The organism is Mesorhizobium sp. CA7, assembly GCF_020165015.1.
Lineage (GTDB): Bacteria > Pseudomonadota > Alphaproteobacteria > Rhizobiales > Rhizobiaceae > Mesorhizobium.
This window is the reverse complement of the sequence record NZ_JAIUHH010000014.1, coordinates 141,383-154,147: the sequence shown is the minus strand read 5'-3', so window position 1 is coordinate 154,147 and position 12,765 is coordinate 141,383. Positions and strand designations below refer to the sequence as shown.

General features: G+C 64.2%; 11 protein-coding genes. 2 read left to right on the top strand and 9 right to left on the bottom strand.

All coding sequences use genetic code 11. The features are described from left to right. Window positions 1-130 precede the first annotated feature (130 nt). The 4 genes from LB552_RS22045 to LB552_RS22030 all read right to left on the bottom strand — a co-directional run bounded on the left by LB552_RS22045 (window position 131) and on the right by LB552_RS22030 (window position 4,741). On the bottom strand, window positions 131-1,390 hold the full coding sequence (locus LB552_RS22045) for a glycerate kinase (protein ID WP_224610214.1): 1,260 nt from the start codon (window positions 1,388-1,390) through the stop codon (window positions 131-133). Then, a complete protein-coding gene (locus LB552_RS22040; RefSeq protein WP_224610211.1) occupies window positions 1,387-1,890 on the bottom strand; it encodes a heme-degrading domain-containing protein in 504 nt (167 codons plus the stop codon). The genes LB552_RS22045 and LB552_RS22040 overlap by 4 nt, the downstream gene beginning before the upstream one ends. Before the next feature lie 305 nt (window positions 1,891-2,195). Next, complete coding sequence (guaD, locus tag LB552_RS22035; RefSeq protein ID WP_224604239.1) at window positions 2,196-3,512, bottom strand: guanine deaminase; 1,317 nt, start codon at window positions 3,510-3,512, stop codon at window positions 2,196-2,198. Window positions 3,513-3,514: 2 nt separating this feature from the next. After that, the gene (locus LB552_RS22030) at window positions 3,515-4,741 is read right to left on the bottom strand and encodes a urate hydroxylase PuuD (RefSeq protein ID WP_224604252.1); all 1,227 of its coding nucleotides are present in this window, start codon (window positions 4,739-4,741) and stop codon (window positions 3,515-3,517) included. Between the two features lie 132 nt (window positions 4,742-4,873). Here LB552_RS22030 and LB552_RS22025 point away from each other — a divergent pair, with 132 nt between their 5' ends. Further along, window positions 4,874-5,794: a LysR family transcriptional regulator gene (locus LB552_RS22025; protein ID WP_140844725.1), complete on the top strand. Its 921-nt coding sequence runs from the start codon at window positions 4,874-4,876 to the stop codon at window positions 5,792-5,794. Window positions 5,795-5,882: 88 nt separating this feature from the next. Here the strand turns inward: LB552_RS22025 and LB552_RS22020 are convergent, their stop codons facing one another. Next, a complete protein-coding gene (locus tag LB552_RS22020; RefSeq protein ID WP_224604255.1) occupies window positions 5,883-6,713 on the bottom strand; it encodes a PhzF family phenazine biosynthesis protein in 831 nt (276 codons plus the stop codon). 226 nt (window positions 6,714-6,939) lie between these two features. Between LB552_RS22020 and dps the strand changes: the two genes are divergently transcribed. After that, on the top strand, window positions 6,940-7,428 hold the full coding sequence (gene dps / locus LB552_RS22015) for a DNA starvation/stationary phase protection protein Dps (RefSeq protein WP_140628686.1): 489 nt from the start codon (window positions 6,940-6,942) through the stop codon (window positions 7,426-7,428). 37 nt (window positions 7,429-7,465) lie between these two features. On the opposite strand, the gene xdhC is transcribed toward dps, so the two are convergent. The 4 genes from xdhC to uraH are packed head-to-tail and all read right to left on the bottom strand — an operon-like array spanning window position 7,466 to window position 12,638. Next, window positions 7,466-8,368, bottom strand: a complete 903-nt coding sequence (gene xdhC / locus LB552_RS22010; RefSeq protein ID WP_224604258.1) for a xanthine dehydrogenase accessory protein XdhC — start codon at window positions 8,366-8,368, stop codon at window positions 7,466-7,468. A gap of 53 nt (window positions 8,369-8,421) precedes the next feature. After that, a complete protein-coding gene (gene xdhB, locus LB552_RS22005) occupies window positions 8,422-10,785 on the bottom strand; it encodes a xanthine dehydrogenase molybdopterin binding subunit (RefSeq protein ID WP_224604262.1) in 2,364 nt (787 codons plus the stop codon). Further along, window positions 10,785-12,260, bottom strand: coding sequence for a xanthine dehydrogenase small subunit (xdhA, locus tag LB552_RS22000; protein ID WP_224604265.1), 1,476 nt, complete (start codon window positions 12,258-12,260; stop codon window positions 10,785-10,787). The genes xdhB and xdhA overlap by 1 nt, the downstream gene beginning before the upstream one ends. Window positions 12,261-12,263: 3 nt before the next feature. Then, the gene (gene uraH, locus LB552_RS21995; protein WP_224532603.1) at window positions 12,264-12,638 is read right to left on the bottom strand and encodes a hydroxyisourate hydrolase; all 375 of its coding nucleotides are present in this window, start codon (window positions 12,636-12,638) and stop codon (window positions 12,264-12,266) included. Between the last annotated feature and the right edge of the window lie 127 nt (window positions 12,639-12,765).

Below are 12,765 nucleotides of genomic sequence, written 5' to 3'. Positions count from 1 at the left end.
CGACCAGGATTCATTCGGTCTCCTTCCCACTTCAACCATACACCAGAACCAACACACAGGATTCCAGGGTCTGCGCGACGGAGCTTCGCTCCTGCTTCGCCCTGGAATGACGACGTCAGCGCTTATCGCGCTACCTAACCAGAATCGCCCTCAGATCATTCACATTCGTGCCGGTCGGCCCGGGGACGAACAAATCTCCGACCGCATTGAACGCCGTCCAGGCATTGTTGCCGGCAAGCATCGCCTTGGCGTCGACGCCTGCCGCGCGCATGCGCGCCACGGTCGAGCCGTTGGCGAAGGCGCCGGCATTGTTCTCCGAGCCGTCGATGCCATCGGTGTCGGCAGCCAAGGCATCGATGCCGTTCACGCCGTCGATGCCGATGGCGAAGGCGAGCAGGAATTCGGAATTGCGGCCGCCCTTGCCTTTGGCGCGCAATGTCACCGTCGTCTCGCCGCCGGAGAGGATCAGCACCGGCTTGGCGAACGGGCGATTGCGCGTCGCCACCTCGCGTGCGATCGCGGCATGGACGCCGCCGACCTCACGCGCTTCGCCTTCGATCGCGTCCGAAAGGATGACGGCCTCGATGCCTTGCCGCTTCGCTTCGGCGGCGGCGGCTTCCAGAGAGACGCCGGCCGAGGCGGTCAGGTGCACCTCGTTGCCGGCAAAGCGCCGATCATCGGGACGCGGCGCGTCGGCGGCGGTCGAATTGATGTGGGCCATGACCGCGTCCGGCAGTTTCATGCCATAGGCGGCGATCGAGGCCAGCGCATCGGCGCGGCTGCCGGTGTCGGGAACGGTCGGTCCCGAGGCAACCAGCGCCGGATTGTCGCCGGGGATATCGGAGACGACCAGCGACACCACCCTCGCAGGATGGGCAGCGGCGGCCAGGCGCCCGCCCTTGATGGTCGAGACATGCTTGCGGATGGTGTTCATCGCCGCGATCGGCGCGCCGGAGGCAAGCAGCGCTTCATTGACGGCGATCTCATCGGCAAGCGTCAGCCCGGGAGCCGGCGACGGCAGCAAGGCCGAACCGCCGCCGGAAATCAGCGCCACCACCAGGTCGTCAGCGGTCAGGCCCCGCACCTTCTCCAGCAGCCGGCGCGACGCCTCGAGGCCAGCGGCATCCGGCACAGGGTGCGCCGCCTCGATGATCTCGATGCGCTCGCATCTGGCGCCATAGCCATAGCGGGTGACGACTAGGCCATCGATGGGACCGTCCCAGACCTTCTCGAAGGCCGCCGCCATCTGCGCCGACCCCTTGCCAGCGCCGATGACGACGGTGCGACCTTTCGGCTTCGCCGGCAAATGATTGCGGATCGTCTTTTCCGGGTCGGCGGCGGCGACGGCGGCGTCGAAGATCGAGGTGAGAAAGCTTTTCGGGTCAGTCATTTTTCTTCCTGCGGCAGCACGAGCGCGCTCGCATCGATGCCAAGATGCGCGCAAAGCGCGTCGACCACGACGCCATGATCCTCGCGCTCGGGCAGGCCCGAGACGGCGATGACGCCGATGACGCCGGCACCCTTGACGGTGACCGGAAAGCCGCCGCCGGCGAGCACATAATCGGCAATGTCGAGCGCTTCCCCGACCTTGAAAGTGCGGTCCGGGCGCTGCTGCTCAAGCACCAGGCGATAGGTGCTTCTGAGATAGCGCTTCACGACGTTGATCTTGCGCCGCGCCCAATCGGGATTGGAGGCGTTGGAACCCGGCATGGCCGCATAGAAGAGCGGCCGGTCGAAAGTCCTGATGTCGACGATGATCGGAAGATCTTCCTTCAGTGCCCGATCCCTGATGGCAGAGCCGATCTCGAAGGCGACGGCCTCGTCGAAGGCGGGGAAGACCAGCGTAGCTTCCTGTTTCTTGATCAGAGCGATGTCGTCGGCGGTGGCCATGTCTCTTTCTCCGAAAATCGACACCGTCGTTTGTACGACAAGCTCTGTCTGGTCAAGCACTCGTCGCGGGCGCGCCAGGGTCGACCCCCACTCCGTCGAGCTTCGCTCGACACCTCTCCCCCGATCGACGGGGGAGGAAAGGCGCGAAGCGATTCAAGCTGGCGCCTTTCCAGTTGGCCCCTTTCCTTTCCCTCCGGAGGGGGGAGAGGTGGCGCCGCGAAGCGGCGACGGAGTGGGGGAACCACTTGGCAACCAGGCGCAGTCATCATCTTGCCCTACTCGAAGATCTACCCCATTGTCGGGACTTATCCCGCCACAATCGCGCTCTTCGCCGGCCGCCCCGCCACATAGACCTCGCGCACGGCACGATCGTCGCCCAGCGTCTGCAGCAGGAAGAGCTCTTCCGCCAGCGTCTCCACAGTCTCCATCCTGAGCCGCATGCCCGGCGTCGCATGGGCGTCGAGCACGACGATGTCGGCGTCCGTGCCTTCGTCCAGCGTGCCGACCTTGTCGGCCACGGACAGCGCCTCGGCATTGCCGCGCGTCAGCTGCCAGAAGGACTGGAAGGGGTTCAGCTTCTCGCCGTTCAGCGCGATCACCTTGTAGCCCTCATCCATGGTGCGCAGCATCGAATAATTGGTGCCGCCGCCGACATCGGTGGCCGCGGCGATCCTGAGCGGCTTCTCGCGCCGGCGATAGCGCTGATAGTCGAACAGGCCGGAGCCCAGGAAGAGATTTGAGGTCGGGCAGAACACCGCGACCGAGCCGGATTGCGACAGCGCGTCCGCCTCGCGCTCCGACAGGTGGATGCAGTGGCCGAACAGGCTCTTCTTGCCGAGCAGGCCGTAATGCTCATAGACGTCGGTGTAGTCGCGCGACCAGGGATAGAGCTCCTGGGTGAAGGCGATCTCGGCGTGGTTTTCCGACAGATGCGTCTGCATGTGGAGATCGGGATGCTCGCGGCAGAGCACGCCGGCCATTTCCATCTGCTCGGGCGACGACGTGATGGCGAAGCGCGGCGTGATGGCATAGAGCTGGCGGCCCTTGCCGTGCCATTCGGCGATCAGCGCCTTGGTATCGTCATAGCCGGTCTGCGGCGTGTCGAGCACGCCGTCCGGGGCGTTGCGGTCCATCATCACCTTGCCAGCGATGTTGAGCATATTGCGCTCGTGCGACTCGGCAAAGAAAGCTTCGGCTGAACACTTGTGCACCGAGCAATAGGCGACGATGGTCGTCGTGCCCTGGCGCAGCATCTCGTCGAGGAAGACCCTGGCGATGCGGCGGCCATGCTGCGCGTTCTGGAATTTCGACTCTTCGGGAAAGGTGTATTTGTTCAGCCAGTCGAGCAGCTCGGCGCCGTAGGAGGCGATGATCTGCATCTGCGGCACATGCACATGCGCGTCGATGAAGCCGGGCAAGATGAGATGCGGACGATGGTCGATCGTCTCGACACCGGCAGCCGCCTTCTTCAAGACCTCCGCATAGGAGCCGGCGGCGACGATCCTGCCGTTCTCGATCAGCAGACCGCCATCCTCCTCGTAGCGCCAGGCGGAATGGTCGTCGATCGCTTCGGGCCAGCGCAGGAAGGAGAGTGTGCGGCCGCGCAGAATTTTCGCTGTCATGCTTACTTTCCGGCGCCTTCGAACCAGGCGACCAGAAGGGCCCGTTCCTGGTCGGTTATCTGGGTGACGTTGGCGGGCGGCATGGCATGCGCCCGGCCGGCCTGGATGTAGATCTCGCGCGCATGCTCGGCGATGCGCTCATCAGTGTCGAGCAGCACGCCCTTCGGCGCATGGTAGATGCCTTCATAGACCGGCTCCTCCGTATGGCACATCGAGCAGCGGCCCAGCACGGTGTCGCGCACGGCCGGGAAATGCGCCGAGGCGATGTAGACCTGCGCGGCGGCGGATGCGGCGGAGATCTTCGGCTCGCCGGTCAGCACCTTCGGTACCGTCGACAGCCAGATGATGATCATGAACAGCACGGCGGCACCCAACCAGGTCCAGGTCGGGTTGCCTTTCCTGGCATGCACCGTGTTGAAATAATGCCGGATCAGAACGCCGATGATGAAGACCAGCGAGGCTATGACCCAGTTGAACTGGGTGCCGAAAGCCAGCGGGTAGTGGTTCGACAGCATCAGGAACAGAACCGGCAAGGTCAGGTAGTTGTTGTGCAGCGAGCGCTGCTTGGCGATCTTGCCGTATTTCGGGTCCGGCTTGCGGCCGGCGATCAGGTCGGTGACGACGATCTTCTGGTTGGGGATGATGACCATGAAGACATTGGCCGACATGATCGTGGCGGTGATGGCGCCGAGATGCAGGAAGGCGGCGCGGCCGGTGAAAAGATGCGTCAGCCCCCAGGCGATGAACACCAGCACGCAATAAAGCACCAGCATCAGCCCGGTGTCGCTTTTGCCCAGCGGCGAGCGGCAGAGCAGGTCGTAGACGATCCAGCCGACGCCGATGGTGGCCAGCGACAAGAGAATGCCGACCGGCACCGAGATGTTGAGCACGTTGGGGTCGATCAGGAATAGATCGGCGCCGGCATAATAGACCACGCAGAGCATGGCGAAGCCCGACAACCAGGTGGCGTAGGATTCCCATTTGAACCAGGTGAGGTGCTCCGGCATCTCGGCCGGTGCCACCAGATATTTCTGGATGTGGTAGAAGCCGCCGCCATGCACCTGCCATTCCTCGCCGAAGGCGCCGGCGGGCAGGCCGGGCCGCTGGCGCAGGCCAAGGTCGAGCGCGACGAAATAGAAGGACGACCCGATCCAGGCGATGCCGGTGATGACATGCAGCCAGCGGACCGCGAAGCTCAGCCAGTCCCAGAAAATCGCGAAATCCATCATTGCACTCGTCCCTGCCGATGAGAGCGACTTTACGGTCTGGCGCGCAAACGAAAAGAGGCGAGGTGCGCGATGACTTTCAAAAAAAAATGGAAAATACTAAGGTTGCCCCGCTCAGCCTTTTGAGAGCCACACATGGCCTATCTCGACAACATCGCTGTCTTCGTCCGCGTCGTCGAGCTCGGCAATTTGTCGGCGGCGGGGCGCGACATGCGCATTTCGCCGGCGGTCGCCTCCAACCGCATCAAAGAGCTGGAGAAGCATCTTGGGGTGCGGCTGTTCAACCGTACGACAAGGCAGTTGATGCCGACCGAGCATGGCACCGTGTTCTACACCGGCGCCAAGCAGGTGCTGGACGCGATCACTGAGGCGGAAGCGGCGGTCGCGGCGCTCTCCGGCCAGCCACGCGGGACCATCAGGGTCACGGCGCCGCTCGGCCTCGGCCGGAGGCTGATCGCGTCAGGCATCCCGGATTTCCATGACAAATATCCCGATATCGAGGTGCGGCTTCGGCTCTCCGACCACAATGTCGATATCATGAAGGAAGGCATCGACGTCGCCTTCCGGCTCGGCATCATCGAGGATTCGAGCCTCAGGATGCGCGGCATCATGGAATGCGAGCGCGTGCTGGTGGCGGCACCGAAATATCTGGAAGCGCGCGGCGAGCCGACCGAGGCGCAGGAGCTGATCGGTAAAAAGCACGACTGCCTGATGCTGCGCTATGCCGGCGCGCGCGAATATGTCTGGACGCTGCAGACGCCGAACGGACCTCAGAAATTCGAGGTGCACGGTCCCTATGACACCGACGACGGCGACGTTCTGACCGGCTGGGCACTATCGGGGCGCGGCATCATCAACAAGCCGCGTTTCGAGGTCGAGCCGTTCATCCGCGACCGGCGGCTGAAGGTGATCCTGCCCCAGGCGCCACCGACGCCGGTGCAGTTCGCCGCCGTCTATCCGCACAAGAAGCTGCAGGATCCGAAGGTGCGGCTGCTGCTCGACTTCATGGCCGAGCGCTGCCAGCGGCTGATCAAGGACCTCCTGGCCGGGAAGTAACGGCCGGTGGCGTCGCCATTCCGGACGGAAGGCTACGGCGAAAAGCGCCGACCCTAACCGCGGCGCATTTTTCTGGAATTGCTTCGGATCAGTCCATTAGCCTGGCCGTTCCGGACACCCTGATCGAGCTGCCCGGCGCCGGCGGAATGTCGGCGTGAAGCCGCGAGCGCATACCCATATCCTCGCCTTGGACGATGTCGATGGCGCCGCCATGCGGCCAGCCGAGATCACGCAGATAGCCGGCAAAGGCAGCGGTCGCAGCGCCCGTCGCAGGATCCTCGTAGACGCCGCCGGACGCGAAGGGATTGCGCGTGTGAAAGAGGCGCGGTGTCTCGGCATAGGCGAGCAGGATGGTGACCAGGCCTTCGCGCCGCATGAAGGACTGGCCCTGCTTCAAGTCATAGGCCATGGCGGCCAACGCCGCGCGCGACTTCAGCGCCAGCACGAGATGATCGGCGCCGCCATGGATGAGCGCCGGTGGAATGGCGGGATCGAGATCGCCCGGCTGATAGCCAAACAAGGCGAGAGCCTCCTCGACGAGTTCGGCCGATGCAGGCCTGCTGCGCGTCGGTGGCGACTGCAAGGCGGCGGCAAAGTTGGCGCCATCGCGAAAGCCTTCGACGGTGATGTCCGCCTGGTTGAGGGTCAGCTTGAAGATGCCGTCGCCGAACTTTCCGACCAGCGCCGCGCCGAGCGCGATCGTGGCATGGCCGCAGAACGGCACTTCCGATTCAGGCGAAAAGTAGCGCACGCGCCAGCCGCCGCCCTCGGGCGCCGCGAAGGCAGTTTCGGAAAAACCGATTTCGGCCGCGACGCGCTGCATGTCGGCCGCATCCGGCAAGGCCCCGCCCATCATCACTCCGGCGGGGTTGCCGCCGGTGTTCCCGTCCGAAAAGGCTGCGATCTTCAATACGTCCATGTTCCTGACCCCGTTGTCCCGCGAGGCGCAACAAACACGTTTCGAGCCGCTTTGGGAAATGAAGAAAGCAGCAAACAGCGGTGAGCGCCAGTCACACCTGCAGTCGGGGATGGTGCCCCTCGATCCAACGCGGAACGAAATTCTGGTCATCGCCGTTCTGACGGTTGGCGGTCGTTCGGGCCGCCTTCAGCTTTCATCATGCGACGCAGCGGGACAGGAGCCGACCATGGACGCCATCGTCACCAAGAACGACCTCAAATCCGATGCCAAGAAGGAATCGATCGATCTGCTCAACGCCAGGCTTGCCGACGCCATCGACCTGGCGCTGATCACCAAGCAGGCGCATTGGAACGTCAAGGGCCCGCAATTCATCGCCATCCACGAGATGCTGGACGAATTCCGCGAGGAGATCGACGGCCATGTCGACATCATCGCCGAGCGCGCCGTGCAGCTCGGCGGCACCGCGCACGGCACCTCGCAGGAAGTGTCGAAGGCGACCAAGCTGAGGCCTTATCCGACCGACATCCACAAGACCAAGGATCATCTGGCGGCGTTGATCGACCGCTATGCCACGGCCGCCAAGCTGACCCGCGAAGCAATCGACGAGGCCGACGACGCCGGCGATCGCGATACGGCGGACATCTTCACCGCCTATTCGCGCTCGCTCGACAAATTGCTGTGGTTCCTCGAGGCGCACACGCAGGAAAAAGAATAGCCAGGCGCTTCCCGGCTTTCACAACATGGCCGGCAGGTTAGCCCGCCATCGTCTTTTCGGGCGTGGCCGAAGCAGCCGGCTGGGCGCCGTGCGACACCAGCGCCGTCATGATCTCTGCGGCGGCGAGCGCTGCAATCACCGGCGGGCGCTTGTCCTTCACCGCATTGCCGCCGATCGGTGAGATGAGCCGGGCGAACTGCGCTTCGCTGCCCTCGGCGGATTTCAGGAACCAGTTCCTGAAGGTCGCCTTCTTGGTCTTCGAGCCGATCATGCCGACATAGGCGCTGTCGTCGCGCTTCAGCGCCTCGGCGACGATCAAGAAATCCAGCGCATGATCATGGGTCAGGATCGCGAAGGCCGCGCCCGCCGGCGCATCGCGCACCACGGCTTCGGGCATTGGCGTCAGCCGCGTCTCCACCGTTTCCGGCATGCCTTCCAACGCCTCGGATCGGGTCTCGACGACGAAGACATGGATCGGCAGCAGCGCCAGCGACGCGGCCAGCGCCTGGCCGACATGGCCGCCGCCGAAGAGATAGACATGCGGCAGATGCGCCTCTTCCGATTCAGCCTTGGCGATCAGTTGCTGCTCCAGCGAAGCATCGACGAGGCGGATCGACACCTCGACCCGGCCGCCGCAGCATTGGCCGATTTCCGGACCGAGCGGGACGTCAAGCGTGGCGCAGATCTCATCGACCTCGGTACGGGCTTCACCGGCCGGAGATCGCGACCGCTGCCCTGCATTCAATACCTGCCGCGCCTTGTCGATCGCCATGTATTCGAGCTGACCGCCGCCGATGGTGCCGAAAATCGACGATGCCGAGACAAGCATGAAGGCACCGGCTTCGCGCGGCGTCGAACCCTTCGTCGCCGCCACCTCCACCAATGCAGCCCGGCCGACCCGGCCGAGGAATTCCTTCAGCTGTTGCGCCTTCGAGTTCATCGTCTGCATTTCCACTTGGGAAATATAGGGTTTTTCGGCCCGAATTGCACGTTTTAGGCCGGCTTCGCGGCTTCCCGCTTCAACCTCTCGATCGCCATCAGCACCCGTTCCGGCGTCGCCGGAGCATCGAGGCGTGGACAAATCTTATGATCCGCGACGCTGGCCACCGCGTCCGACAGCGCATGCAGCACCGACATGCCGTGCGGCAGCGGCGGCTCGCCTACAGCCTTGGAGCGGTGGATGGTCGGTTCATAGGCAGACGACCAGTCGGTCAGCTTAACGTTGAAGATCTTCGGACGGTCGGACGCGAGCGGAATCTTGTAAGTCGACGGCGCATGCGTGCGCAGCCGGCCGCTGTCATCCCACCACAGCTCCTCCGTCGTCAGCCAGCCCATGCCCTGGATGAAGCCGCCCTCGACCTGGCCGAGGTCGATAGCCCGGTTCAGCGAACGGCCGGCGTCATGCAGGATATCGGTGCGCTCGACGACGTATTCGCCGGTCAGCGTGTCGACCGAGACTTCCGAGCAGGCCGCGCCATAGGCGTAATAGTAGAAGGCATGGCCGCGGCCCTTGCTGCGGTCCCAATGGATCTTCGGCGTCTTGTAGAAGCCGGCCGCCGAGAGCTGGATGCGGTTGATATAGGCCTGCTTGACCAGATCGTTGAAGGCCACTTCCTGATTGCCGATGCGCACGCGGTTGGGCAGGAACACGACCTGGTCCAGGGGCACCTGATATTTGTCGGCTGCGAAATCGGTCAACCGCTTGCGGATCTGGCGGGCGGCGTCCTGCGCTGCCATGCCGTTGAGGTCGGCGCCGGAAGACGCGGCCGTCGGCGAGGTGTTCGGCACCTTGGCGGTGGTGGTGGCGGTGATCTTGACCCGGTCAAGATCGATCTGGAACTCTTCCGCCACGACCTGCGCCACCTTGAGATGCAAGCCCTGGCCCATCTCGGTGCCGCCATGGTTCATATGAACCGAGCCGTCGGCATAGACATGCACCAGCGCGCCGGCCTGATTGGCCTCCGTCTTGGTGAAGGAAATGCCGAACTTGACCGGCGTCAAGGCCAGGCCGCGCTTGATGAAACGGCTGTTGTTGTTGAAGGCGCTGATCTCGCGGCGTCGCCGCGCATAGTTCGCGCTTTCCTCCAGCTCGGCGACGATCCGCTGGATGATGCAATCCTCGACCTTCTGGTGGTAGGGCGTGACGCTTCGCTCGCCGATGGCCTCCATCGGGTCGTAGAAATTGAGCTTGCGGATTTCGAGCGGATCCTTGCCGACGGCGAAGGCCACCTCGTCAATCACGCGCTCCGCGCCGACCATGCCTTGCGGACCACCGAAGCCGCGGAAGGCGGTGTTGGAGACGGTGTTGGTGTAGAGCGGCGCCGACTTTGCATGCACCGCCGGATAGAAATAAGCGTTGTCGCAGTGGAACAGCGCGCGGTCGCCGACCGGACCGGAGAGGTCGGCGGAGAACCCGCAGCGCAACGCATAGGTGAAGTCGACGCCCAGGATATTACCCTCGTCGTCGAAGCCGACCTCGTAGTCGATGGCGAAGTCGTGCCGCTTGCCGGTGGCGGTCATGTCCTCGTCGCGGTCGAGCCGGATTTTCACCGCGCGCTTCAGCTTCTTGGCGGCGATGGCCGCGATGGCCGCGCACTGATTGGCCTGCGTCTCCTTGCCGCCGAAGCCGCCGCCCATGCGGCGCACTTCGACTGTCACCGCATGGCTCGGCACGCCGAGCGCATGGGCAACCAGATGCTGCGTCTCGCTCGGACCTTGCGTCGAGCAATAGACGACGACCTCGTCGTCCTCGCCGGGGATCGCCAGCGAGACCTGGCCTTCGAGATAGAAATGATCCTGGCCGCCGAGCCACATGCGGTTCTTGATGCGGCGCGGAGCGGCGGCAATCGCCGCGGCGGCATCGCCGCGCTTCAGGATCAACGGCGTGGTGACCTGCTTGTCGTTGACCGGGTCGAGGTTCCAGATGTCGATGACGGCCGGAAGCTCGTCATACTCGATTTTTGCGAAACGCGCCGCGCGGCGCGCTTCCTCACGCGTCTCGGCAACCACGGCGAAGATCGGCTGGCCATAAAACTCGACCTTGCCTTCGGCAAGCACCGGATCGTCATGCATGTTGCTCGGCGAAACATCGTTCTCGCCGGGCACGTCGGCATAGGTCAGCACATCCACCACGCCCGGCGCCGAGCGCACGGCAGACAGGTCGACGCTCTTCAGCGTGCCGTGTGCGACCTTCGACAGGCCGAGGCCGATATGCAGCGTGCCGGCAGGCTCCGGCATGTCGTCGATATAGACGGCGGCGCCGCTGACATGCTTGTGCGCGGAATCGTGCCGCTGGTCGGTGGCGACACCGCCGGCGATTTTTTCCGCCTTGAGGTTGGGAGTGGCGTGCTTGTTCATCAGGCCGCCTCGTCGCGCGAGACCTGGAACGGCGCTTTCGTTCCGGTCGTCTCGATATAGAAGCGCAGCAGAAGGTTCTTTGCCGCCAGCGCCCGGTATTCGGCGGTCGCGCGCATGTCGGTCAGCGGCGTGAAGTCGCTGGCGTATTGCGCCATCGCGGCCTCCACTGTCGCTTCACTCCAGGTTTTGCCAATAAGCGCCTTTTCGACTGCCGCGGCGCGCTTCGGCGTCGCCGCCATGCCGCCATAGGCGATGCGGATGTCGGCTACCGCGCCATCCTTGGCCAAGGTCAGGTTGAATGCCCCGAGCGTCGCAGTGATATCCTCGTCGCGGCGCTTGGTAACTTTGTAGACGGCAAACTTCGTGTCCTTTGCCGGCACCGGCACATGCACGGATTCGACGAATTCGCCGGGCTGACGGTCCTGCTTGCCATAGGCGATGAAGAAGGTTTCGAGCGGTATGGTGCGGCGGGCCTCGCCCTTGCGCAGCGTGAGCTGCGCGCCGAGCGCGATCAATGGCGGCGGCATGTCGCCGATCGGCGAGCCGTTGGCGATGTTGCCGCCGATGGTGCCCATGTTGCGCACCTGCTCGCCGCCGATGCGGTCGACGAGCGGCCCCAATGCCGGGACACGCTTCGACAGCGTCTCGAAGGCTTCGGTGTAGGTCACGCCGGCGCCGATGGTGATGACGCCGTCTTTTTCCGAGGTCGTACGCAAGCCGTCGAGGCCGCCGATGAAGATCGCCGGCGAGATGTCGCGCATATGCTTGGTGACCCACAGGCCGACATCGGTCGAGCCGGCGACAATGGTGGCGCCCGGTTCCTTCTCGAGCAAGGCTGCGAAATCGTCGACGCTGGCCGGCACGATCAGCCGCGCCTTGCCCGACCCGATCTCGACCCTGGCGCCATCGCGCAGTGCCTTCAGCCGCGCGGTGATGTCGTCGCGCTCCACGGCCAGCGGATCCTTAGCCGCCCTGCCGTAGCTCGAAATGGCGTGCGCGGCGCGCATGATCGCCTCATAGCCGGTGCAGCGGCACAGATTGCCCTGCAGAGCCTTTTCGATCGCCGCGTTGGACGGGTCGGGCGTCTTCATCCACAGTCCGTAGAGCGACATAATGAAGCCTGGCGTGCAGAAGCCGCATTGCGAGCCGTGGAAATCGACCATCGCCTGCTGCACCGGATGCAGTTTTTCACCGTCGCCGCGCAGATGCTCCACGGTGACGACATGGGTGCCGTCGAGCGAGCCCACGAAGCGGATGCAGGCATTGACGCTTTCATAGACGAGACCTTCGGTGGAGAGCTTGCCGACCAGCACCGTGCAGGCGCCGCAATCGCCCTCGGCGCAGCCTTCCTTGGTGCCGCGCAGCGAGCGGTTGAGCCGCAGCCAGTCCAGCAAGGTCACATCGGGCGCGACGTCTTTCAGCGCCACGTCGCTGCCGTTCAGGATGAAGCGTATTTCGTTGCGGGTCTCAGCCATGTCTCAGCTCCCCCGATAGGTCGAGTAGCCGTAAGGCGAAATCAAGAGCGGGACGTGGTAGTGCCGTGCTTCCGCCATGCCGAAGCGGATCGGCACGATGTCGAGGAAAGCAGGTTGCGGCAGGTCGATCCCCTGGCCGCGCAGATAGTCGCCGGCGGCGAAGACCAGTTCATATTCGCCGGTGCGGAAATCGGCGCCGGCAAGCAGCGGCGCGTCGCAGCGCCCGTCATCGTTGGTGGCGACGGTCTTGAGGTGCGTGCGGCCCTGGCCCTCGATGCGAAAAAGGCCGATCGACAGGCCCTTTGCAGGCCGGCCGGCCGCGGTGTCGAGCACATGGGTCGTCAGGCGCCCGCCATCGGCTTTCGACGTCTCTGCCACTGGCCGCCTCCCATCCCGGTTCAGTTTCAGGTCAATTGTGCGCCAATTAAAGGCTATGCATAAGCCCCGGTCGAGCGGAGCGTGGCAAAAAGCACTTTCAAAAATTTTCGGGGGAATGCATGCGCAC

Coding starts and splice junctions, on each gene's coding strand:
- LB552_RS22045 (WP_224610214.1), bottom strand. CDS start 1,390: ATGACTGACCCGAAAAGCTTTCTCACCTCGATCTTCGACGCCGCCGTC.
- LB552_RS22040 (WP_224610211.1), bottom strand. CDS start 1,890: ATGGCCACCGCCGACGACATCGCTCTGATCAAGAAACAGGAAGCTACG.
- guaD (WP_224604239.1), bottom strand. CDS start 3,512: ATGACAGCGAAAATTCTGCGCGGCCGCACACTCTCCTTCCTGCGCTGG.
- LB552_RS22030 (WP_224604252.1), bottom strand. CDS start 4,741: ATGATGGATTTCGCGATTTTCTGGGACTGGCTGAGCTTCGCGGTCCGC.
- LB552_RS22025 (WP_140844725.1), top strand. CDS start 4,874: ATGGCCTATCTCGACAACATCGCTGTCTTCGTCCGCGTCGTCGAGCTC.
- LB552_RS22020 (WP_224604255.1), bottom strand. CDS start 6,713: ATGGACGTATTGAAGATCGCAGCCTTTTCGGACGGGAACACCGGCGGC.
- dps (WP_140628686.1), top strand. CDS start 6,940: ATGGACGCCATCGTCACCAAGAACGACCTCAAATCCGATGCCAAGAAG.
- xdhC (WP_224604258.1), bottom strand. CDS start 8,368: ATGAACTCGAAGGCGCAACAGCTGAAGGAATTCCTCGGCCGGGTCGGC.
- xdhB (WP_224604262.1), bottom strand. CDS start 10,785: ATGAACAAGCACGCCACTCCCAACCTCAAGGCGGAAAAAATCGCCGGC.
- xdhA (WP_224604265.1), bottom strand. CDS start 12,260: ATGGCTGAGACCCGCAACGAAATACGCTTCATCCTGAACGGCAGCGAC.